The 21,762-nt window shown below is 32.8% G+C and carries 16 protein-coding genes, 1 riboswitch and 1 other annotated feature; of the genes, 9 read left to right on the top strand and 7 right to left on the bottom strand.

Annotated features, from left to right (window positions below; all coding sequences use genetic code 11):
- Window positions 1–84: riboswitch (cyclic di-GMP riboswitch) on the bottom strand.
- A gap of 291 nt (window positions 85–375) precedes the next feature.
- A complete protein-coding gene (metG, locus tag bsdE14_RS12270) occupies window positions 376–2,310 on the bottom strand; it encodes a methionine--tRNA ligase (protein ID WP_264850228.1) in 1,935 nt (644 codons plus the stop codon).
- 116 nt (window positions 2,311–2,426) lie between these two features.
- Window positions 2,427–2,680, bottom strand: a binding site (T-box leader).
- A gap of 194 nt (window positions 2,681–2,874) precedes the next feature.
- On the opposite strand from metG, the gene bsdE14_RS12265 reads away from it, so the two are divergent.
- Genes bsdE14_RS12265 through bsdE14_RS12255 form a run of 3 tightly spaced genes read left to right on the top strand, consistent with a single transcriptional unit; the run spans window position 2,875 to window position 5,049 of the window.
- Window positions 2,875–3,432: a VanZ family protein gene (locus bsdE14_RS12265; protein ID WP_264850227.1), complete on the top strand. Its 558-nt coding sequence runs from the start codon at window positions 2,875–2,877 to the stop codon at window positions 3,430–3,432.
- On the top strand, window positions 3,419–3,760 hold the full coding sequence (locus bsdE14_RS12260) for a PadR family transcriptional regulator (protein WP_264850225.1): 342 nt from the start codon (window positions 3,419–3,421) through the stop codon (window positions 3,758–3,760). The genes bsdE14_RS12265 and bsdE14_RS12260 overlap by 14 nt, the downstream gene beginning before the upstream one ends.
- Window positions 3,751–5,049 (top strand): FtsW/RodA/SpoVE family cell cycle protein, encoded by a 1,299-nt coding sequence (locus bsdE14_RS12255; RefSeq protein ID WP_264850224.1) that lies wholly within the window; start codon window positions 3,751–3,753, stop codon window positions 5,047–5,049. The genes bsdE14_RS12260 and bsdE14_RS12255 overlap by 10 nt, the downstream gene beginning before the upstream one ends.
- A 206-nt stretch (window positions 5,050–5,255) precedes the next feature.
- Here the strand turns inward: bsdE14_RS12255 and bsdE14_RS12250 are convergent, their stop codons facing one another.
- Window positions 5,256–8,543, bottom strand: a complete 3,288-nt coding sequence (locus tag bsdE14_RS12250) for an SNF2 helicase associated domain-containing protein (RefSeq protein ID WP_264850223.1) — start codon at window positions 8,541–8,543, stop codon at window positions 5,256–5,258.
- 216 nt (window positions 8,544–8,759) lie between these two features.
- Here bsdE14_RS12250 and bsdE14_RS12245 point away from each other — a divergent pair, with 216 nt between their 5' ends.
- On the top strand, window positions 8,760–10,166 hold the full coding sequence (locus tag bsdE14_RS12245) for a polysaccharide deacetylase family protein (RefSeq protein ID WP_264850222.1): 1,407 nt from the start codon (window positions 8,760–8,762) through the stop codon (window positions 10,164–10,166).
- Between the two features lie 101 nt (window positions 10,167–10,267).
- Window positions 10,268–11,524, top strand: a complete 1,257-nt coding sequence (locus bsdE14_RS12240; protein ID WP_264850221.1) for a YheC/YheD family protein — start codon at window positions 10,268–10,270, stop codon at window positions 11,522–11,524.
- 106 nt (window positions 11,525–11,630) lie between these two features.
- On the opposite strand, the gene cwlD is transcribed toward bsdE14_RS12240, so the two are convergent.
- Entirely contained in the window at window positions 11,631–12,347 is a 717-nt protein-coding gene (gene cwlD / locus bsdE14_RS12235; RefSeq protein WP_264850220.1) for an N-acetylmuramoyl-L-alanine amidase CwlD, read from the bottom strand.
- 107 nt (window positions 12,348–12,454) lie between these two features.
- Between cwlD and bsdE14_RS12230 the strand changes: the two genes are divergently transcribed.
- Entirely contained in the window at window positions 12,455–13,441 is a 987-nt protein-coding gene (locus bsdE14_RS12230; protein ID WP_264850219.1) for a biotin--[acetyl-CoA-carboxylase] ligase, read from the top strand.
- Between the two features lie 65 nt (window positions 13,442–13,506).
- Here bsdE14_RS12230 and bsdE14_RS12225 read toward each other — a convergent pair whose 3' ends face one another.
- On the bottom strand, window positions 13,507–13,698 hold the full coding sequence (locus bsdE14_RS12225; RefSeq protein ID WP_264850218.1) for an alpha/beta-type small acid-soluble spore protein: 192 nt from the start codon (window positions 13,696–13,698) through the stop codon (window positions 13,507–13,509).
- A 322-nt stretch (window positions 13,699–14,020) separates the two neighbouring features.
- Between bsdE14_RS12225 and bsdE14_RS12220 the strand changes: the two genes are divergently transcribed.
- Entirely contained in the window at window positions 14,021–14,818 is a 798-nt protein-coding gene (locus bsdE14_RS12220) for a hypothetical protein (protein WP_264850217.1), read from the top strand.
- A 54-nt stretch (window positions 14,819–14,872) separates the two neighbouring features.
- On the opposite strand, the gene bsdE14_RS12215 is transcribed toward bsdE14_RS12220, so the two are convergent.
- The 3 genes from bsdE14_RS12215 to bsdE14_RS12205 all read right to left on the bottom strand — a co-directional run bounded on the left by bsdE14_RS12215 (window position 14,873) and on the right by bsdE14_RS12205 (window position 17,661).
- Window positions 14,873–16,408 carry a sensor histidine kinase gene (locus bsdE14_RS12215; RefSeq protein WP_264850216.1) on the bottom strand — a complete coding sequence of 512 codons (1,536 nt, stop codon included), beginning with the start codon at window positions 16,406–16,408 and terminating at the stop codon, window positions 14,873–14,875.
- Window positions 16,401–17,084 (bottom strand): response regulator transcription factor, encoded by a 684-nt coding sequence (locus tag bsdE14_RS12210; protein WP_264850215.1) that lies wholly within the window; start codon window positions 17,082–17,084, stop codon window positions 16,401–16,403. The genes bsdE14_RS12215 and bsdE14_RS12210 overlap by 8 nt, the downstream gene beginning before the upstream one ends.
- A gap of 112 nt (window positions 17,085–17,196) precedes the next feature.
- Window positions 17,197–17,661: a DUF4342 domain-containing protein gene (locus tag bsdE14_RS12205; RefSeq protein ID WP_264850214.1), complete on the bottom strand. Its 465-nt coding sequence runs from the start codon at window positions 17,659–17,661 to the stop codon at window positions 17,197–17,199.
- Between the two features lie 171 nt (window positions 17,662–17,832).
- Between bsdE14_RS12205 and bsdE14_RS12200 the strand changes: the two genes are divergently transcribed.
- Together bsdE14_RS12200 and bsdE14_RS12195 are read left to right on the top strand one after the other, a co-directional pair.
- Complete coding sequence (locus tag bsdE14_RS12200; RefSeq protein ID WP_264850213.1) at window positions 17,833–18,750, top strand: DUF2971 domain-containing protein; 918 nt, start codon at window positions 17,833–17,835, stop codon at window positions 18,748–18,750.
- Window positions 18,751–18,827: 77 nt separating this feature from the next.
- On the top strand, window positions 18,828–21,752 hold the full coding sequence (locus tag bsdE14_RS12195; RefSeq protein WP_264850212.1) for an insulinase family protein: 2,925 nt from the start codon (window positions 18,828–18,830) through the stop codon (window positions 21,750–21,752).
- Window positions 21,753–21,762: the final 10 nt, after the last annotated feature.

Raw genomic sequence — 21,762 nt, 5'->3', positions numbered from 1 at the left:
TTAGGCAACCCGGCTGCCATAGAAACTTTCCTTAGGCCCGTAGCTTTGCGTCTTTATCTTTCGATAAATTTGCCTTTATCTATGATTATTTTATGGCATAATTGTATATTATGTCATATTTTAGAACTTCAGTTAACATTTTACCACACCTTTTTCCAAATTTATAGTATTTTATTAATTTTTTGATAATAATTTGTTAATATACTACATATTTATTACAATAATCTCCTAATAAGCCCTTTAATGATCTTCAATAAATCACCCTTTATCTTTATATACTTTAAGAATTTAGCACAAATAAAAATAGGACTCTGCAAACTGCTAAGTCCTATTTTATTTGTGCCGATATTATTATTAAATTAAGTTTTTACAAAATTAGCTAACTGTGCTTCCTGTTGGAAGTTCTCCTGGTATGCTTACTGTAAACAGCTTGCTGTCATCATCTGTGGCAGCTGCTAGTATCATTCCTTGTGAAAGCTCTCCTCTTAGTGTAACAGGCTTTAAGTTGGCAACAAGTATTACATATTTTCCTACTAGCTCCTCTGGCTTGTAGTACTGTGCAATACCTGAAATTACTTGTCTTTCCTCTCCTGCTAAATCCACCTTTAATTTAAGCAGCTTTTTAGCTCCCTTAACTGGTTCACAGGATAGTACTTTAACTACTCTTAAGTCTACTTTATCAAAGTCATCTATAGTTATTTCTTCTTTTAGCGGCTGCATTGATGGTTTAACTTCTTCTTTAACTTCTGCAGCAGCTTCAAACTCTTTTAGTTTAGCTTCTACATCAATTCTTGGGAATATAACTTCCCCTCTTTTTACTCTTGTTCCTGCTTCTGTACCATCAAAGGCTGAAACTGTATCCCATGCTGTTAAGTTTACTGATAACTGCTCATTTATTTTCTGTGCAGTAGTTGGCAGGAATGCTGATACAAGCACAGATACAAATCTTAGAGATTCAGCAAGGTTGTATAGTACAGTACCTAGTCTCTCCTTCTTTTCTGGATCCTTAGCAAGTATCCATGGTGTAGTTTCATCTATATATTTATTTGCTCTTCCGATTAGTGCCCAAATTTCACCTAGAGCCTCTGGAATTCTAAGCTTATCTATATGCTGTTCAACCTTTACTGGAGTTTCTAACGCAAGTTTAATTAGCTCATCATCTATAGGTTCCTTAGCAGTTGGTGCAGGAATTACTCCATCAAAGTACTTTTCAACCATTGCTACAGTTCTAGATAGTAAGTTTCCAAGGTCATTAGCAAGGTCTGAATTTATTTTCTTCATAAATATCTCATTATTAAATAGTCCATCTGAACCAAAAGGTATTTCTCTAAGCAGATAATATCTTACAGCATCTACACCAAAATTATTAACAAGAACTACTGGGTCTACTACGTTACCCTTTGATTTGGACATCTTTCCGCCGTCTACCAAAAGCCAGCCATGACCAAATACTTGCTTTGGCAGTGGAATATTTAAAGCCATAAGCATAATAGGCCAGTAAATAGTGTGGAATCTTAGTATGTCCTTACCTATTAGGTGAACATCTGCTGGCCAAAATTTGTTGTAAAGCTCATTATTTTCTGTGTTGTAGCCAAGAGCTGTTATATAGTTTGAAAGTGCGTCTATCCAAACATATACTACATGTCCTGGGTCAAATTCTACTGGAACTCCCCAATTGAAAGAAGTTCTTGAAACGCAAAGATCCTGAAGACCTGGTCTTAGGAAGTTATTAAGCATTTCATTCTTTCTGGATTCAGGCTGAATAAACTCTGGATGAGTTTCTATATACTCTATAAGTCTATCAGCATATTTTGACATCTTAAAAAAGTAAGCTTCTTCTGTCTTTCTTTCAACTGGTCTCCCGCAGTCTGGGCAGTTTCCATTAACTAATTGAGTTTCTGTCCAGAAGGATTCACAAGGTATGCAGTAGTGTCCTTCATAGGAGCTCTTATATATATCGCCTTGCTCATAAAGCTGAGTAAATATCTTTTGTACTGCCTTTTCATGATAATCATCTGTTGTTCTTATAAACTTATCATAGCTTATGTCCATTAGCTTCCATAGCTCTTTAATTCCTGCTACTATTTCATCTACATAAGCCTTTGGAGTTACGCCTTTTCCTTCAGCTATTCTCTGTATTTTTTCGCCGTGCTCGTCACTTCCTGTTAGAAAGAATACATCATATCCAGTTAGTCTTTTAAATCTAGCTAGTGCATCTGCTGCTACTGTTGTATAAGTATTTCCTATATGCAGGTTAGCAGATGGGTAGTAAATAGGGGTCGTAATATAATAAGGTTTCTTGTTACACATATTTTCTCCTCCTCTTTATTATTAAAATGTTTTCCATTTTTCTAGGCAATATGCATAAGTCTTTTCCATAAAAGCTTAGTTTTGCAAAATAAAAAACCTCTATGTAGAAAAATCCACATAGAGGCGTATATACGCGTTACCACTCTAATTTGTACTTATGTCGCCACAAGTACCTCCATAAGTGACTCCACCTTGCTAAAGCTTAGCTTTTATCACCTTGCAATATAACGGTTGCTGCCGTATTACCTTACTTAAATTCAGATAATCTGCTCAGGGGCCATGTTCGTAAGCTTCCATGCTGCTAGCTTTCACCTACTCTAGCTCTCTTTTAAGCACATCCCTTTACTACTCTTCCCATCAATGCATTTTATTAATTATTATAATATGCCATATAGATTATTATGTCAATATTTTTTAAATAAAAGCACCTTATTTTTAATATATTAAAAAATATAATAATTCATAAACTTCCTTGTTGACTCCTTGGAAATATTTGTTTATAATTATGCCTAGATATACTATGCATAGTAATAATATGTATCAAATTAGTCTGGAGGATGAAGTATGGGGTTTGATAGGCAATTTGTTTTTATACTAGGGGTTCCTATATTAATAATTATGGAAATAATCAGGTACAAAAAAGCTAAAAAAATTAATGCTAAATTTTTAAATTCTAAGGAAGTACTCTTAATTATTTTTTCTATTTATATAATGGGATTAATTGCGGTTACCTTATTGCCATTTCATAGATATGGCAGCATTAAACCCACAGCAAATTTAGTTCCTGTATTTAATACAGTAAAAGACATTTCAACAATACCATCAAATATGAAGAGTTTTATGATCAAGTTTTGGATAATCAATATATTTGGTAATTTGTTTCTTTTAGCACCTTTAGCAGCAATTGTACCCATAACTTTTAAAAAGTTTAAAAGTATTAAAGCAACAGTTTTATTATGTTTATTAGTTTCTATATCAATAGAGCTTCTTCAATATTTGTCTATGTTTTGCGGAAATTACAGATCTGTTGATATAGATGACATTATTTTAAATACATTAGGTTCAATAATCGGTTTTGGAATATTTAAGCTATTTAAGGAGGAGAGTTATGAGAATAAGTAAAGAACTCATTAAAGGCAGTACGGTTATTTTGATTCTGAGTCTTCTTGAAAAAAAACCCATGTATGGCTATGAGATGATTAAAGAAATCGAAACCAAATCCAGCGGCATTTTTGCCTTTAAGGAAGGTACACTGTACCCAATTCTGCATACTTTAGAAGCTGAAGGCATGGTAGAATCCTACTGGGATGAAAGCGAAGGGGGTAGAAAGCGAAAATACTACAAAATAACGGATAAAGGAATACTTCACACAAAAGAAAAAAAAGAAGAATGGGGCACTTTTAAGACTGCAGTAGATAAAGTTTTGTGGGAGGGTATAGCATGGGGCTAAATAGCAATGAAATCATTGGGGAATACATAAAAAATGTGTGCTCTTTAGTAAAAAACAAAGATGCACATGAAGAAATAAAATTGGAGCTTGAAAATCATATTTTAGAGCTTAGTGATGAACTGATATCAGAAGGCACAAAGGAAAGTGAAGCCACTGAAAAGGCTATTGCTCAAATGGGTGATGCTACTGTAGTAGGAAGCCAGTTAAATAAGGCTCATAAGGGAAATCCAGACTGGACACTACTTATAATAACTTTATTGCTTTCGGGCTTTGGACTATTATCCATGTACTTTATAAAAATTTCAGGACTTGCTTCAGAAGAGGTTTTCTACAAAAATCTAGGCTATTTTGTAATAGGAATTGCAATAGTTACAGGAATTTACTTTTTTGATTATAGAAAGCTTCGTAAATACTCAAAGTATATTTATATTGTTACTTTATTTTTTGCAATGCTTGCAGCTTTTACTGGGCCTCAATCCAACGGTAGAATTCACCTTAGTTTATTTTTTACAGTTTGGAATTTCCTTGACTTGTCGGTATTTATTCTTATAATATCCTCCTGCGGAATATTCTCCGATTGGGACTTTAGTAAACTTGAAAATAAACTAAAAGGAATAGGATTACTTGCACTGCCCCTACTTTTAATCGCATCAGCACCTTCAGTATCAGCCTGTGCAATCTATGTTATATCCTTTATCGTTCTTTTATTTGGTTCTAAGGCTAATTATAAGTATATTTTACTAATTGTTTGCGCCCTATTTGGTTTATCATTTTTCTTTGTACTATCAGAGCCCTATAGGATTTCACGGATGCTTACATTTGTAAATCCACAAAAGGATCCTCAAGGAGCGGGTTATTTGATTATTCAAGTAAAAAAACTTCTAATCGGTGCAGGATTCTTTGGAAAAGGACTTACTCTTACTAGGCAGGCCTTACCAGAGCCACATACTGATCTTATATTTGCTTATATAATATATACCTTTGGTTGGTTTGCCGGACTTTCCATAGTAGCTTTAGCTTCAGCCTTTATAGTTAGAATTATATCCTTAGCTACTTCTGTAAAAGACACCTATGGAAAGCTCCTTATAAAAGGAATAGCTGCAATATTTGCTGTAGAATTTTCTTGGAATATCCTAATGGTGCTTGGTTTTGCACCACTAGTAGGAATGTCTCTACCTTTCATAAGCTACGGTGGCAGTCAATTTATCATGAACATGATAGCGATAGGATTAATATCCAGCGTTTATAAACGCAGGACCTTAACAGTTAGTGTTAGAGCGGATAACTAATATGCTTAAAGCAATCATCACCGTGACATATTGGTGAAAATTTAAATATATAAATATGAAAATATATAAATATTTACTTATAAAATGCACTTTAATAATAAATTGAGAGGTTGATGAAAGTATTATATTCATCAACCTCTCTCATTATAATGTATGTGATTTATGCCAAAGGTCACGTCCCCGTGGCACGCCCGCCCTGCGGCACACTAAAATTTAAATAATTCCTCTAATTCTTCTTCGCTCATTTGAGAAAGCAGAATTTCTTCTCCACTTTCATCACTGATAACGCTTTTTATTATCTCTTTTTTCTTTTCCTGTATTTTAAATATCTTTTCTTCTATTGTTCCTCTTGCAATAAGCTTTATTACTTCTACAGTCTTTTCCTGGCCAATTCTATGAGCTCTATCTGTTGCTTGGTCTTCAACAGCAGGATTCCACCATGGGTCAAAGTGTATAACCACATCAGCCCCTGTAAGGTTTAAGCCTGTGCCACCAGCTTTTAGAGAGATTAAGAATACACTTCCTTTACCTTCATTGAATTCCTTAACCATCTCTCCCCTCTGCTGAGCCCTTGTTTGACCATCCAAGTACATATATTCAATATTATTGTTTTCAAGTCTCTTGCTGATATTCTTTAAAACAGAGGTGAACTGAGAAAATAACAGTATTCTATGTCCTTCATTTATGCTTTCTTCTAATAGTTCATCAAGGGCAAGCATCTTTCCGCTCTCTCCAAAGTAATTATCTACAAATACAGAGGGCTCACAGCATATTTGCCTTAATCTTGTAAGAACAGATAGTATTTTAATCTTGCTTCTTCCTAGACCCTTTTCTTTAATCTCGTTGTCAATTTCATTTTTAGCTGAGGCAATATATGCAGCATATAATTTCTTCTGCTCTTCTGTCATTTCAACCACAAGCTGGTGCTCAATCTTTGGAGGTAATTCCTTTATAACATCTTTTTTAAGTCTCCTTAATATAAATGGTTTTACATGCTTATTAAGCTCCTCTAAAGCAACAGTATCATTATTCCTCACTACAGGCATTTCGTACTTTTTTAAAAACTTTCCATGAGTCATAAGATAGCCTGGCATTAAAAAATCAAAGATTGACCATAATTCCGTAAGAGAATTTTCTATTGGCGTACCTGTCAGCGCAAAAAATCCATCTGCTTTAATTTCTTTTACACTTTGAGCATTTTGTGACATTGGATTTTTTATTTGCTGTGCCTCATCCAATATACAGTATTTGAACTTATATTTCTTATACTCTTCCACATCTCTTCTTATAAGAGGGTAAGAAGTTATAACGATATTAGCACCTTCTAAATTACTCATTTGAGCTTCTCTTTCTTCCCTAGTTCCTGCAATAACTACAGATTTTAAAACTGGTGCAAATTTTTCTATTTCGCTTTTCCAATTGTAAATTAAAGAAGTAGGCGCCACCACCAAAGATGGCTCACATTCACTATTCTCTATTACTTCTGATTGTATAAAAGCAATGGTCTGAAGAGTTTTTCCAAGGCCCATCTCATCAGCAAGGATACCTCCAAACCCACAGCTGGTTAATGTTTTTAGCCATTTAAATCCATACTTTTGGTAGCCCCTCATTACACCCTCTAAGGAATCAGGCACCTTATAATCAATTTCTTGAACATCTCTTATATTATTAACTAATTCTCTAAACCTTCTATTTCTTTCAATATAATTCATGTTGTTCATTTTCAGATTTTGATCAATATATAAGGCATTATACTTTGACAGCAGGATTTTATCCTCTTCTAAGGAGGATTCTTGAATATCCAAATACTCAATCATATTTGCAGCATCTTTTAATTCCTTACTTTCTAGTGATACAAAATCACCCTTTTTAAGCCTATAATACTTTTTCTTTTGCCTTAAAGCTTCCAAAACATCCTTAAGCTCACTTCTCTCAATGCCTTCAATACTAAAGCTAAATTCTAGTAGGTCCTCATCATTTAGCCTAATACTTGACTTTATATTTGAAGAACTGTACACCTTTATATTCTTAAAAGCTTCTGAATAATAAACCTCAGCGTACTCCTGCAGTCTCTGCATTCCCTCAGTTAAAAACTCTACTAAACTTTCTTCATCCGACAGCACATAGCTTCGATTTATAATCTTAAAACCATAACTGTTTAAAATGCCAATAGTATTTGTTTCTTTAGATATATCCCTTATAAGGATTCTTTCTTGCTGCAATCCAATTTCCTTTTGAAATAACGGATTAAATTCCAGGCTTCCATATTTAAAAATTATGTCCGCTGTAATATCCTCTTTTTCCTTGTCAAAATAAATGTTGACTTCTAAAGGTTCCTCATAGAATTGCTGCTCCAGCCTTTCATCTATATCTACTACCTTGCCAATATTTTTTAAGCTAGGTATTATGTATGAAGCGAGACTTTCCTTATCGGTGCTGCTAAAAGTTATCTTGCCCTCTCTTGTTCTTATAAACTCTCTATAAAAGGGTGCATATATATTCTTCTGTACTTCACTTGGTTTATATATGTTTCCGTTATAAAAAAAGTATTCTTCACTATCTGTTATTGGAATTGGAATACTGTCACTAGCTCTAAGAATTATGTTATCTTCCTTAATATTTAAATCAAACTCTAAAGGCATATCCTCTTTCAGAATTTTTACTGCTGGAAAGCTTTGACCATTAATTACCGCCTCAATTGTTCTCCCTTCAACAATGTTAAAAAACCTCATTAATTGTCTGTCTGTTAAATATGCTTTTTTACCTATTATAAATCTATTAGGAGAACTCAAATATCTCGGTGTAGGAATATTTATATTTGGAATTCTACAGTCCATTTCATATATTTCTAGAAGCAGTTCAATTATTTTTTCATCCTCACTATTAAACCTATGAAGCTCTGGATAAAGGATAAAATTCTTGCCAAACTCTAATTCCTCTAGTCTATTTCTCAGAACTCCAAGAAACTCCTTCATATTCTTTACAATATAAGTTTTGTTCTCTCCAATTTTCAGTTCTATTGAGGAAAGCCTCTCCCCTCTATTTTCAAACTCATATTTTATATCCAGGTTTAGTGGTATAGTACCTCTGATAGTCTTTACCATTCCATTTTTTATGGATTCCACCAATTCTTCGGTTTTGGACTTATTTAATTCATCATTTCTTCTCATAATACTATTTTTTTCTCTTGACCATTTCAAAAGTGCTGCAACTACATGCTTACATAAGTTTCCTTTTTGGCCATACTCACAGTTGCATTCGTGCTGCATAGTAAAGGTTTTATCGCTATATAAAATATCTATATCATAGGTATGATTACTAAAAGCTGACTCTACTACCGCCGTTAACCTCAGTAAATTGTCACCTCTATTTTCCCTATGTGCAATTTCAACATCTATTTGTCTTACTTTATTTCTAAGGTACATATCAAGTCCTCTAGAATATATAACACTGCCACAGCTACTTTTAAGTCGATGTTCATCTATTTCAAACATTACTCCACCTCAAATTAACGCCTTTCAAAATAATAGCCATAACTTATATTTTACCCTAAATGGAATATAAGTTAAACAATTTAATTCTTAAAGCAAAAAAATATAGTATTTTTTTATTGCATACTTTCAGCATAATTTAGTATTATATATGATGTGAGAATTTTTGTAAAAACTAGCAATAAGCTTAAACATAAATATATAAAGGGGCATACTACAATGAGAATATTACTAAAAAATATCCTTCTAATGCTTTTGGTGGTAATACTTCTTATAGCTGCTGTGGGCTGCAGCAATAAGAAACATCCTCCAAAACTTCACAATTCCTTGGCTGGTGAAAAGGTGGAGACAAAAGGAAAGCAGCCACCTATACCAAAAGACAGGGACTTTAGCAATTTTAAAGAACTTAATTTTGAAAAGGATAATATCACGGTTAGCTTTGAAGGCAAAGCATTAAATCTAGCCTTACCTGTGTATATAGAAAAGAACAGGTACTACCTTCCTATAACAGAGATTATAGAAAAGATAGGAGGAAAATCTAAAACAGAAAATGGCACTTTAACTTTAGAGCTTAATAATAACTTGGTAACAGTTAATGTAAATGCTAACACCTTTTCACTAGGAGATGAAACACGAAAGCTTAAACGTCCTATTATATCTTCAGACGGAATTTCTTATATTTCTTTAATAGATTTATGTAGAATATTCAACCTTAAAACTGATTGGAATATAGATAATAAAACAATATCCTTATTCTTTAATAGAGAAAAACTTGAAGTTGTAACTGGGCCTCACTCAGAAAAGGCTGCCTTATTAAGGCTTGAAGATATTACTGCCGGGCAAAGATACTCAAACAGCGAAACACTTGAAAAGCTTAGAATTATTTCTGATTATTTATATTCTGAAAATGTTCCCTTTCATGTGGCATGGGTGCCAAGGTATATTGATCCACATCAAAATCCTAAGGTAGACAATGACCCTGCAATGCAGAATAGTATGTTCAATTCTGACTTTATATTTACATTAGATTACTTTGAAGATAGAAATGCTATTATTGGACTGCATGGCTATACTCATCAATATGGCAATGATGTCAGTATTGATGGATTTGAATTTCATAGAGGCCCAAGGGATAGAATTCCTGCAGCAGATGGGTATACTCAAGAAAGAATCAACTTAGCTATAGCCTCTGCAAAAGCTTTGGATATACCTTATGGTTTCTTTGAAGCGCCTCACTATGCTGCAGCTCCTAACGTGCTTAGAATTATGGAAAAAAACTTCGATTATTTATATCAACCATACTCACCAGATGGATTTAATGAGAGCAAAAATTTAGTAGTAAAAAAGATAGATGGCAGGACAGTCAAATATATTCCAACTCCTCTTGACTATGTAGATGGCAAAGGGGATACTGATAAAATGATAAGAAAAATAAATACTCTAAGACCAGATTTACTGGCCAGCTTTTTCTATCATCCAAACATTGAGTTTGAAGATATAAAGCTAAGCAAAGATATCACAGGCTATCCCTTTTATAGCTATTCACCTGATTCCACTCTTCATAGAATTGTAAAAGCTATAAAAGAAAAGGGTTATAAATTTAAAACAATAAATGAAATTAACTAATTATTTAAGCTGCTTTTTATTAAGCAGCTTTTTCTTTTTACTTATAAATAGTTCCATTTAAATTTCTATGGAATATATATAATTATAGGGGGGTGAGGCATTTGTACGTTGAGATATTAAAAAGTTCCATTAATGCAAAAGGCTTAAGCTGTTTTATACCTGTAGATATTTTTAATAGTTTAGGCTTATCTGAAGCCCTTTGCTATACTCTGCACGCTGGTAAATTAGCTGCAGATATTTACCCGATTCCCTATGAGTCAAACAAAAAAGCTATATATCTAAATGACCTTCTAATGAAAGAACTCTACCTTTACGAAAATATGCAGCTTAATATTTGGAAGGAAAACAATCACATTTATCTTGGTCCTGTGGTAGGTGTCCTTGTAACAAAGGAAGATCTATCGCTTATTAAGACAGGAGTAATTCCAAATACTTTAACAGAACTGTTTAAAGCTAACGAAAAAAGCCATTGTTTACTTTATTATTTTTCTAATGAAAACTTTTATATAAATTATAAAAAGGTTTATGGGTATACCAAAATTAGTAGTTCAGGTGAGCTATTAAAGTTAGCCTTGCCAATTGCAGATACCATATATGAGCAATTAAACTCTGCCTCCCAAATTGAATATATGATTTTTCAATACATGAGAAAAATATTAACTCACTATTTTGACATACAGTATATTAATAATCATATGTACTTAGGTAAGTGGGAGATATATAAGTGTCTGCTCTCTCAGACAGAATTAAATCCATACCTTCCTAAAACCATACCCTTTGATGATTTTGAAGATGTAAAATTATTTATAGATTATTTTGGAAAGGTGATTTTAAAGCCCTCCTACAAAAGCAGTAAATTGGGTACACTATATATAGAAAAGCGTTCAAACATATATTACCTGTATTCTAAACTACAAGATAAATTGCTTACTATAAGCAGTACTGAGGAATTGGAGAGTTTTATAGCTGACTATACAAAAGAGGAACTGTTTATTATTCAGCAGAGCTTTTTTAGTATAAAAACAGTACCGGAGAGTATGCATATACTCCTTGGAAAAAACTCCAAAGGAAAATGGATTGTAGTGGATTCTCCTGAGTGCCTTCAAAAGAGTTCCCTTGAATCACTGTTTTTAAAGCTAGGAATTTGCATAGAAAAATGCTTTGGACATTTTGGTGAGATAGAGATATCAGTTATACTGGACTCCTATGAAAAGCCCTGGATTGTAGATATAAACATTCCTCCATCAAATTTGAAGGATTACTCTCATATGTATGAGAATTACTGCAAACTAAGGTATTTATCTATACTAGAATATTCTAAATACCTTACAATAAAAAACTATGAAAGTACAATATAGGTAAGAGGTAAGAACTAAGAGTTAAGAGTTAAATTTAAGCTTTTCAGCTCCGCTGAAAAGCTTCCTTCACCATTCACTCTTACTTCTTACCTTTAACTATTCAACCTCACATTGAGGCTTCCGTACTAAAGTATTCGCTTACAGACTTTGCTAGGGATTCTGCGATTTTCTGCTGGTACTTTTCATCCTTTAGCTTTTTCTCATCATTATAGTTTGTTAAAAAGCCACATTCTACAATTACAGAAGGTATATTATAATAACACCTCAATATCTTATAATCATTCCTTGCAGGCTTTTCTTCTCTATGATTCTTTTCGTCCAGGTCAGTTTTAAAGTTTTTCATTATAATTTGTGCAAGAGCTTTACTATCTTCGCACCTAGAATACCAAACCTGTGCCCCTCTGCAGCTGCCGTCCTTGAAAAAATTCTGATGAATGCTTATAAACATATCACAATTTGATTCATTCTTCATTTTACATCTTGCATTTAAATCATCATACTTTTTACCCCTTATACTTCCTTCATTTCTATAAAGTCCTTTGTCTGTTTCCCTTGTCATCAAAACTAAGTATCCCTTTTTATTTAATTCATCTCTCAGCTTTAGACTAATACTTAAATTAACATCCTTTTCAAGCAGACCGCTTCTAGATATTGCTCCACTATCAAAATCTCCATGACCTGGATCAATTAAAATAACCTTCTGCAATTCTCCTTCCTGAGGTGTTGCCTTAGCTTGTGCTATTTTCGTGCAGAATAAATTTAGTATACTAAAAAAAATTAAAAACAAAACTATTTCAATAATTTTAGCAGTACGATACTTCATAAATATCTCTCCTTTAAACTAAGTTTAAGCATATCTTGTTAATATAGTTTTAATAATGTAGAATCTAAATATACGTTTTAAAATAATATACAAGGCAGGTAATATTTTTGGAAAATAAGATTTTAAAACTTTTAAAAGATAATAAAGATAGCTATATTTCCGGACAGGATATAAGCAATGAGCTTGGAGTTTCTCGTACAGCTATATGGAAACACATTACAAAGCTTAAGGAAATGGGATATGAAATAAATTCTATATCAAAAAAAGGATATAAACTAGTTGAATCACCTGATTTACTTACCTATGAGGAAATCAAACCTTATTTATGTACTAAACTAATTGGAAGGAAAATCCTTCACTTTGATACAATAACTTCAACAAACAGCAAGGCTAAAGAAATTGCAGATTTCAGTGAAAATAATGGTGCTGTAATTATAAGTGAAGAACAAACTAATGGTAGAGGCAGACTAGGAAGAACGTGGGTTTCACCCAAATACAAAGGACTATGGATGTCAGTTATCTTAAAACCAGAACTTAATCCTATGGAAGCTGCAAAGCTTACACAAATAGGAGCTGCAGCAGTAGCAAAATCCTTAAAGGAACTTAATATTAATGCCCTAATAAAATGGCCCAATGATGTGGTACTAAATTCAAAAAAGGTTTGTGGAATTTTGACTGAAATGAATGCAGAACTTACTAAAATAAACTATGTAATTATGGGCATAGGAATAAATGTAAATATTGAAGAAAATGACTTTCCTGTGGAACTTAGAGATATTGCTTCTTCCTTATACATAGAACATGGAAAATTAATTAATAGGCAAGAACTAACTGCAAAAATTCTAAATAACTTTGAAACCTTATATTTCGAATTTGTAAATAAGGGAAATATCAAAGAATCTATAGATATTTGCAGAAACTTTTCAGCTCTACTTAACAAAGAAATTAACGTAATAAAAAATCAGCAAGTTACACCTGCTGTAGCAAAAGACCTTGATGCTGAAGGAAGACTGCTTGTAGAATATTTAGATGGTAATACTGAATGGCTAATATCAGGTGAAGTTTCTATAAGAGGAAAAAATGGCTATGTTTAAATTCTCTAAATTTAATTATATTTATTTAAAAAGGTTAGGCATTGCTGCCTAACCTTTGTTTTTTATTATAGTTTCTTTTCGTAGGATTCAACCATTCTCTTAACCATTTGTCCGCCTACGCTTCCAGCTTCTCTTGAAGTTAAGTCTCCATTATAGCCTTCCTTTAAGTTAACTCCTACTTCTGAAGCTGCTTCCATCTTAAATCTATCTAAACCTGCTTTAGCTTGTGGTACTAAAACTCTATTGTTTCTTGACATATATATTACCTCCCTTAATTTTATTTTATTTTTTTGTAGTAATTTTTGTTTGTACTATAAGTTTGTACAGTTTCATAGATAATACCCTATAAAATTCATGGAAAACCCGCTATTTTATAATTGATTGTCCAATATTTTCATAAATAAAAAGAAAATTATTTAAAAATATTTTTATATAAAACAGTACTTTACCTAATTATAAACGTATAAATAGTAAACAATATATTTTAATTAAAGATCCAGGTCATTTACAATTAATTATAACTACTTCAAATTTATGGTATACTAGTTATATTGAATATTCTAAAAGGAAGTGTTTTATATGATTAAAAAGCTATTTTGCGGTATACTTGCTGCCACCCTTTGCATATGTACTGGCTGTTCAGCAAATAAGTCACTTTCAAATAAAGAAATAGATAAAAATAATGCCTCAGAAGCACAAAATACTGTAAATACTGGCAATACTCAAACCTCTACTTCAGTACCAGCAAAGGAACATCCTAAGGATACAGCACCAACTAGCAATCAAACTAACAATTCAACTAACACTCAAGCTCCAGCAGCTAAAGGTACTGAGGTTAATTTAAGCAGTGAATCTAAAAAAGAACTTAATAATTTCTTTACAGCCATTGCTAAGGCCAGAGTACCAGCTTTTGAAAAGGATAAACTAAGCAGCAATGACCTTATTATGTTTGGTATACGCTGCAACTTTATATACAACCGTCAAGCTCTAGAAAAATACGAAATAGATAAATCTATGGCTAAGCTTCCTGAAAAGTATGTAGATACAGCAGTAGAAAAATACTTTGGATTAAAACTCAAAAGCCACAGCATATCAACTGAAGATTTTTCTTATGCAAATGGTTATTACCTACTTCCCTATAATTTAAAAATAGCAAATACCTTTGCTCAAGTTGATAAACTAGTAGATGAGGGAAACGGCATTTATTCTGCTGACTTAACTCTATATGCACCGACAGAAGGCTTTTCCGGAGATCCAAATGGTTCCCCAAAAGAGTGGAAACAGCTAGGCGAGATGCCTAAGGTATTTATGAAAATGAAAGCTAAAATTAAGAAGGTTAGTGGTGGGTATATTTTAATTGAATATTTGAGGGTATAGATATCTATTAAAATAAAAGAATTGATATAGGATACTTCCTTTATCAATTCTTTCTTATTTTATAGGCAATTTTATATTTATCTTAGTTCCCACTCCTAGTTGACTTTCCACTTCTATAGTTCCTCTATGCTTCATAACAATCCATTTAGCTATGGCAAGACCTAGGCCAGTTCCGCCGCTTTGCTTTGTCCTTGACTTATCAGCTCTATAAAATCTATCAAAGATATGAGGCAAATCTTCCTTCGATATTCCATTGCCGCTGTCCTGCACGGATATACTTACACCTTCTGGAGTTACGTAAGAGTTTACCTTTATAAAGCCATCCTCAGGAGTGTATTTTATACTGTTGTCTATAAATATCCTCAAGACTTCTTTGATAAGGCTTTTGTCTGCATTAAGCATAGCCCTTTCATTTCTTTCACACATTATTTGGTGTTTCGTATCAATTAGCTTTGTTTCTTTTACTATTTCCTCTATTAGTTCATCTATATAAAAATCAGTTTTTTCAACCTTTTGAGTATTTTTATCGCTTCTAGCTAAAAACAACAGCTGCTCTACTAGTGCTTTCATATTTTCTGATTCAGACTTTATTGCTGTAATTGATTCTTCCAGCACTTCCTTATCATTTTTACCCCATCTATCTAAAAGATTTGCATAGCCTTGGATAACAGCTATAGGTGTTCTAAGTTCGTGAGAAGCATCTGAAACAAACTGATTTTGCTTTTCATAGGACTCCTGAAGCCTATCCAGCATATCATTAAAGGTATGTGCCAAATCCTTAAGCTCATCCTGGGAGCCGCCAACATCAAGGCGGGTATCAAGTGCGTTAATAGTAATGTTTTGTACAGTTTCAGTCATCTTTCCCACTGGTTTTAGTATCTTTTTGCTTGCCTTCCAGCCTGTTATTAATGTATTTAGAATTGTGATTACACAAATAATAGCAAGAGCACTAAAAAGGATGCCCATGTACATAAATTCATTGCCTAATTTATTAACTACTTGTATTTTGTAATCCACATTTCCTACAGTAATATTTTCATTAAGCACCATAAAAAAACTAGCTGCTGGATTGGAGTTATTGGCTGGAAAGTGAAGGGATATATCACTTCCAGTAATAAATATATAATTATCTTGAATACCTTGTGCAGAATCATTTTTTACATAATAATGCACCTTATTCTTCTCTTCTTCAGAAGTATACACAAGCTTTTCACTATCATCAAATATTGAAATCTGTCTGTTTTTTAGCCTTGCAATTTTATCAATTGGCTCATAAATAGCTTCAATATTTCCATTTGAGTATGAAGTAATAAGAGAAATGTCCTTCTCCATATCAACCTTAGCACTGTACCCTAGATAAAATCCAAAGCCCGCTGCTACTATTAAGCTAAGAAAAAAGAGAAAGCCTATAATCATAGATACAAAGGCTATATTGATTTTAAAGGCTATAGAAAACCTCAGTCTTTCAACAAAGCTGTTATATACACTTTTAATAAGCCTTTTAACTTCAACAATAACTAATTTAGGTATCAAAAGGACTTGTTTTACAAAATATTTAATTAATATTTTTATTTCCCTTTTATTATTCATCTTTTAACAGATACCCCACTCCACGAACAGTATGAATAAGCTTTCTATCAAATCTATCATCAATTTTACTTCTTAAATATCTTACATAAACATCAACTACATTGGTATCTCCTAAATACTCATAGCCCCATACTATCTCCAGTATCTTCTCTCTAGTTAAAACAATATTCTGGTTTTCCATAAGATACTTTAAGAGTTCAAACTCCCTTTTAGTTAGTTCAATAATTTCATCTTTAAAGGATACAGTATATTTATCTAAATCCAATTTTAAATCATTAATCTGGATAACCTTAGTTTCCTTAGCTGAAGCCTTTTTTCTTTTTAGTGCAGTTCTTATCCTTGCCAATAATTCTTCAATAGCAAAAGGCTTTGTAAGGTAATCATCTGCGCCCATATCAAGGCCCATAACCTTATCCATTATTTGATCCTTTGCAGTTAGCATTATCACTGGTACCTCTGAATGCTGCCTTAATCTTCTTAAAACTTCCATTCCATTCATTGAAGGCAGCATAATATCAAGAATAATCAAATCTATATTACCCTCTAATGCTCTTTGTAAGCCTTCTCTGCCATCGTGGCACTGTTCTACCTGATAGCCTTCATATTTAAGCTCTAGTTCTACAAACCTTGCAATTTTCAGTTCATCTTCAATTATAAGTATCTTTTCCTTTGCCATAAGGTATTTCCCCCTATTTATTCTTCACTTTCTATTATTATACAATAACTAAGAGTAAATACCTATTGAAAGTGATATGAAAATAACCTGCATAATGTAGGTTATTTTGGTATTATTGATTTACTGGTTCATTTTCTACTATTTTTTGCTTTGCATTGTCTACAACTTCAGATACTCTATCAAAGGTCTTATTTATCTCCATATCCTCGCCATCTTTGCTTTCAAATCTAAATCTATGGCTTGTTGCAAGTGCTAAGATAAGTCCTACTGCTACAAGTGGTGTTGCTATTATAGCTGCTATTACTGCTATTGTAACAGGCATGCTTAAAACTTCTCGCTCGTGTTTCTTGATTACAAATCTTGTACTATTACCTTTACTTATAATCTTCTTAATGGTTTCCCAAACCCCCATGCTATTTACATTACATCTTCCATTTTTAATCTTGTTATTCTTCTCTAAATAAATTAGTGCTTCTACTAAATCTCCATTACAAGTTTCAAGTGCTTCCTTTGCTTCTCCATAGCTTACATTTGCTCTTTCCCTTAAAGCTTCAATTTGCTCTAAATTAATTGACATTTTTCATTCCTCCATAAATTTATTATTTATTTGATACTTTTATTATAGGCAGCAATAATTAGAACACCTTTAATGAAACATTAGAATTTCATTAGAAAAACATTAACTATTCTAATTTACTTTGGCAATAATAAAGGTTATAGATAATACTTTTATAAATGAGGTGCAGCTTTGAGCATAGAATTAATGGATGGACTACGCAAATATCATGATACTATAACAAGAAAAAACTATGGCGAGATACAGCAGTCTGAAAAAAATATTCTTTATCACTATACAAATATCGAAGCCTTAAATGGAATTCTATCTTCCGGCAGCTTTATGATATCTAAAAGCAATTTTTTAAAGGATCCTTCAGAAATATCCTTTGTTAAGGATATTATAAGGGAGATAGGTATAGAATTTATGGATGAAGCAGAAATTAATAAAATGGATTTTTATAATTCACTGATAAAATCAATGGATGAATTAGAGCAATTGTTTCCACTGTACATTTTATCTTTAACTGAGGAACAGGATTCCCTTGTGCTTTGGTCCAGCTACTCAAACTTTGAAGGCTATAATATTGGTATTGATATTAACAATCTATCCTATAGTAAAGAGCTTTATTGTCTCAGTGGAAAGGTGATATATGATAAAGATGCTCAAAAGGAGATGATTAAAGAAATAATTTATGACCTTTATACACTGTATAAAAAGTATGAAGCTTTAAAAGGTGAGGAATACTTTACTCATACAGAAAAAAAACTGCTTATAAATATATACACAAGAGCAATGTTCTTTAAAAGATACGGCTTTAAGGATGAAAGAGAGTATAGAATAGTTTTCACCGTAGAAAAAGATAACTTTGATTATTCTAATAATGAACTTATTGGCCATAAAATCTGCAATGGATGCTTTATACCTTATTTAAAAATACCCCTTAAGTGCCTTAATGGTGAAAACCGTGGAAAATTCCCACTAAAAAATATAACTATAGGTCCAAAAAATAATTTGGATATAGCTGAGCAGGGCCTAAAATCCTTCCTCTATTCACAAGGCTTTAGAGATATTGAAGTATATAAGTCCAGCATTATGCTAAGATACTAGTGTACAATTAAGGAATTTTATGGTATACAAAGAATATATAATATTATGTATAACTACATACTGAAAGGAGATTAACTATGGACATAAACAAGGTATATCATGGCTTTAAGCTTTTAGAAGAAAGACCTCTTAAAGAGCTTAATTCCATAGGGAGAATATTTGAACATGAAAAAAGTGGGGCTAGATTATTTCATCTAGAAAATCAGGATGATAATAAAGTATTTTCTATAAGCTTTAGAACACCGCCTAATGACAGTACAGGAGTACCTCATATACTTGAACACTCTGTACTTTGCGGCTCTAAAAAATTTCCAGTTAAAGAACCCTTTGTAGAGCTTATTAAAGGTTCTATGAATACCTTTTTAAATGCAATGACTTATCCTGATAAAACAATGTATCCAGTAGCAAGCAGAAATGATAAGGATTTTCTTAACTTAATGGATGTTTATCTTGATGCTGTGCTTCATCCTAATATATATAAATATCCTGAAATCATGATGCAGGAAGGCTGGCATTATGAATTAGAGGATAAAAATAGTGAACTTACCTACAAGGGTGTAGTATACAATGAAATGAAGGGAGCACTTTCCTCACCTGATTCATTAATGATGAGAAAGGTTCAGGAATCGCTTTTTCCTGACACTCCTTACTACTTTGAGTCCGGTGGAGACCCAGATTTTATTCCTGATTTGACTCAAGAAAAGTTTGTTGAGTTCCATAAAAAATACTATCATCCTTCAAACAGCTATATATATCTTTATGGAAATATGGATTTACTAAAGCACTTGGAATTCATAGACAAAAATTATTTAAGTGAATTTGATAGAATTTCCGTTGACTCTAAAATAGCAGAGCAGCCTGCCTTTAAGGAAGAAAAAAGATTGGTTGTGGAATATCCTATTTCCCCAAGCGAAAAGGAGCAGGATAAGACCTTCCTAAGCCTGAACTTTGCAGTAGGTAGTGCTACAGATGCTGAAACAGCACTCGCATTTGAAATTCTTGAACATCTGCTTCTAGAGACTCCTGCAGCACCATTAAAAAAGGCCCTTGTGGAGGCTGACCTTGGTAAAGATGTATTTGGATATTATGATGATAGTGCACTTCAGCCAACCTTCAGTGTTGTTGTGAAAAACTCTAATGAGGATAAAGAAGAGCAGTTTAAGAAGGTTGTACTTGACACCATAGAAAAGCTGGTTAAGGATGGAATCAAAAAGGACTTAATTGAATCCTCTATTAATATAAAAGAATTCCAGCTTAGAGAATCAGAGTTTGATGGATATCCAAAAGGCTTAATCTATAATATCCAAGCAATGAACAGCTGGCTTTATGATGCAAACCCAACTCTTCACCTTGAATACAGTGATAAGCTTGCAGCAGTTAAAACTGCTTTAACTACAAACTACTTCGAAGCTTTACTTAAAAAGTATGTATTAGACAATAATCATCGTTCTGTACTTATAGTAAAGCCTAAGAAGGGACTGGCTGAAAAAATGGCTGAAGAGCTTAAGACTAAGCTCAATAAATATAAAGACAGCCTTTCTGATTCTGAACTTCAAAAAATAATTGAAAATACGAAAAAGCTTAGAGAAAGACAGACCTCTGTGGATTCTCCTGAGGATTTGGCAAAAATCCCACTACTTTCTCTAGATGACTTAAATAAAAAGGCTGAACAGCTACCTTTAGTAGAAAAAGCTGAAAAGGGAGTTAAGGTGCTTCATCATCCTATATTTACTGGTGGTATAGCTTATTTGAACTTGTACTTTGATACCACAGTAATTCCTAAGGAAAAGCTGCCTTATTTAACAATTCTAGCAAAGGTTCTAGGAAAACTTAACACCAACAGTCACAACTATGAGGAGCTTTCAAATTTAATTAATATTCATACTGGCGGAATTAGATATAGCGGCAGCGATACTTATTCAAAGGCTGGAAGTGCTGACATATTTTATCCTAAATTTACAGTAAGAGCTAAATCCTTAGTAGATAAGCTCCCTAAGCTGTCTGAGCTTATATGCGAGATTCTTGGTAGCACTGTTTATAATGATAAAAAACGTCTAAAAGAAATAATCCAGGAGTTCAGATCTAGACTTGAGGCTAGAATGTTTGACAGAGGCCATTTAGTAGCAGCAAAGCGTGTTTGCTCCTACTTCTCTCAAAAGGCAAAGTATGATGAACTGCTTAATGGATTATCCTTCTATGAATTTATATTAGACCTTGAAAATAATTTTGATGCAAAGGCTGAGGAGATAATAGATAATCTTGAAAATATCTCTGAGCTTGTATTTAATAAAAACAACTTAATGGTTGGAATAACTCTTGATGATAAAGAATATGCTGCCTTTAGTGATAATTTAAATATACTTACTGGCTGCTTAAATAGCGATGAAGTAAAGAGCTATGAATACGACCTTGAGTTAAATAAGCTAAATGAAGGTTTAATGACTTCAGCTAAGGTTCAATATGTAGCTAAAGGTTATAACTTTAAAAAACTTGGCTATGAATACAATGGAAGCATGCAGGTATTAAAGACTATTGCAGGCTTAGATTATTTGTGGAACAAGGTAAGAGTTCTTGGAGGTGCCTATGGCTCCTTTGCCCGCTTTGAATGGAGTGGAAACCTAGTACTTTCCTCCTATCGTGACCCTAACTTAGCAGAAACTCTAAAGGTATACGATGAGCTTCCAGACTATCTTAGAAGCTTTGAAGCTGATGAAAGAGAACTTACAAAGTATGTCATTGGAACTGTAAGTGAGTTAGACTATCCTCTTACACCTTATATGAAGGGCGAAACTGCTGATGAATATTATATAAGAGGAATATCACAGGAGGATGTGCAAAAGGAAAGAGATCAAATAATTAATACAAAGGTATCTGACATTAAGGGCTTTGCTGATTTAGTTTCAAAGTCCATGGAGCAAAACTGCCTATGTGCACTAGGTAATGAAGATAAGCTTAAAGCCAATAAGGACATCTTTGGCAGTATAAAAAATATCTTTGAATAAAACATAATTA

This window comes from Clostridium omnivorum, from assembly GCF_026012015.1.
GTDB lineage: Bacteria > Bacillota > Clostridia > Clostridiales > Clostridiaceae > Clostridium_AX > Clostridium_AX omnivorum.
This window is presented reverse-complemented; position numbering and strand designations above follow the sequence as displayed.

Excerpts from the sequence above, each read along its gene's own strand:
- metG (WP_264850228.1), bottom strand. The coding sequence starts at position 2,310 with ATGTGTAACAAGAAACCTTATTATATTACGACCCCTATTTACTACCCA.
- bsdE14_RS12265 (WP_264850227.1), top strand. The coding sequence starts at position 2,875 with ATGGGGTTTGATAGGCAATTTGTTTTTATACTAGGGGTTCCTATATTA.
- bsdE14_RS12260 (WP_264850225.1), top strand. The coding sequence starts at position 3,419 with ATGAGAATAAGTAAAGAACTCATTAAAGGCAGTACGGTTATTTTGATT.
- bsdE14_RS12255 (WP_264850224.1), top strand. The coding sequence starts at position 3,751 with ATGGGGCTAAATAGCAATGAAATCATTGGGGAATACATAAAAAATGTG.
- bsdE14_RS12250 (WP_264850223.1), bottom strand. The coding sequence starts at position 8,543 with ATGTTTGAAATAGATGAACATCGACTTAAAAGTAGCTGTGGCAGTGTT.
- bsdE14_RS12245 (WP_264850222.1), top strand. The coding sequence starts at position 8,760 with ATGAGAATATTACTAAAAAATATCCTTCTAATGCTTTTGGTGGTAATA.
- cwlD (WP_264850220.1), bottom strand. The coding sequence starts at position 12,347 with ATGAAGTATCGTACTGCTAAAATTATTGAAATAGTTTTGTTTTTAATT.
- bsdE14_RS12225 (WP_264850218.1), bottom strand. The coding sequence starts at position 13,698 with ATGTCAAGAAACAATAGAGTTTTAGTACCACAAGCTAAAGCAGGTTTA.
- bsdE14_RS12220 (WP_264850217.1), top strand. The coding sequence starts at position 14,021 with ATGATTAAAAAGCTATTTTGCGGTATACTTGCTGCCACCCTTTGCATA.
- bsdE14_RS12215 (WP_264850216.1), bottom strand. The coding sequence starts at position 16,408 with ATGAATAATAAAAGGGAAATAAAAATATTAATTAAATATTTTGTAAAA.
- bsdE14_RS12210 (WP_264850215.1), bottom strand. The coding sequence starts at position 17,084 with ATGGCAAAGGAAAAGATACTTATAATTGAAGATGAACTGAAAATTGCA.
- bsdE14_RS12205 (WP_264850214.1), bottom strand. The coding sequence starts at position 17,661 with ATGTCAATTAATTTAGAGCAAATTGAAGCTTTAAGGGAAAGAGCAAAT.
- bsdE14_RS12195 (WP_264850212.1), top strand. The coding sequence starts at position 18,828 with ATGGACATAAACAAGGTATATCATGGCTTTAAGCTTTTAGAAGAAAGA.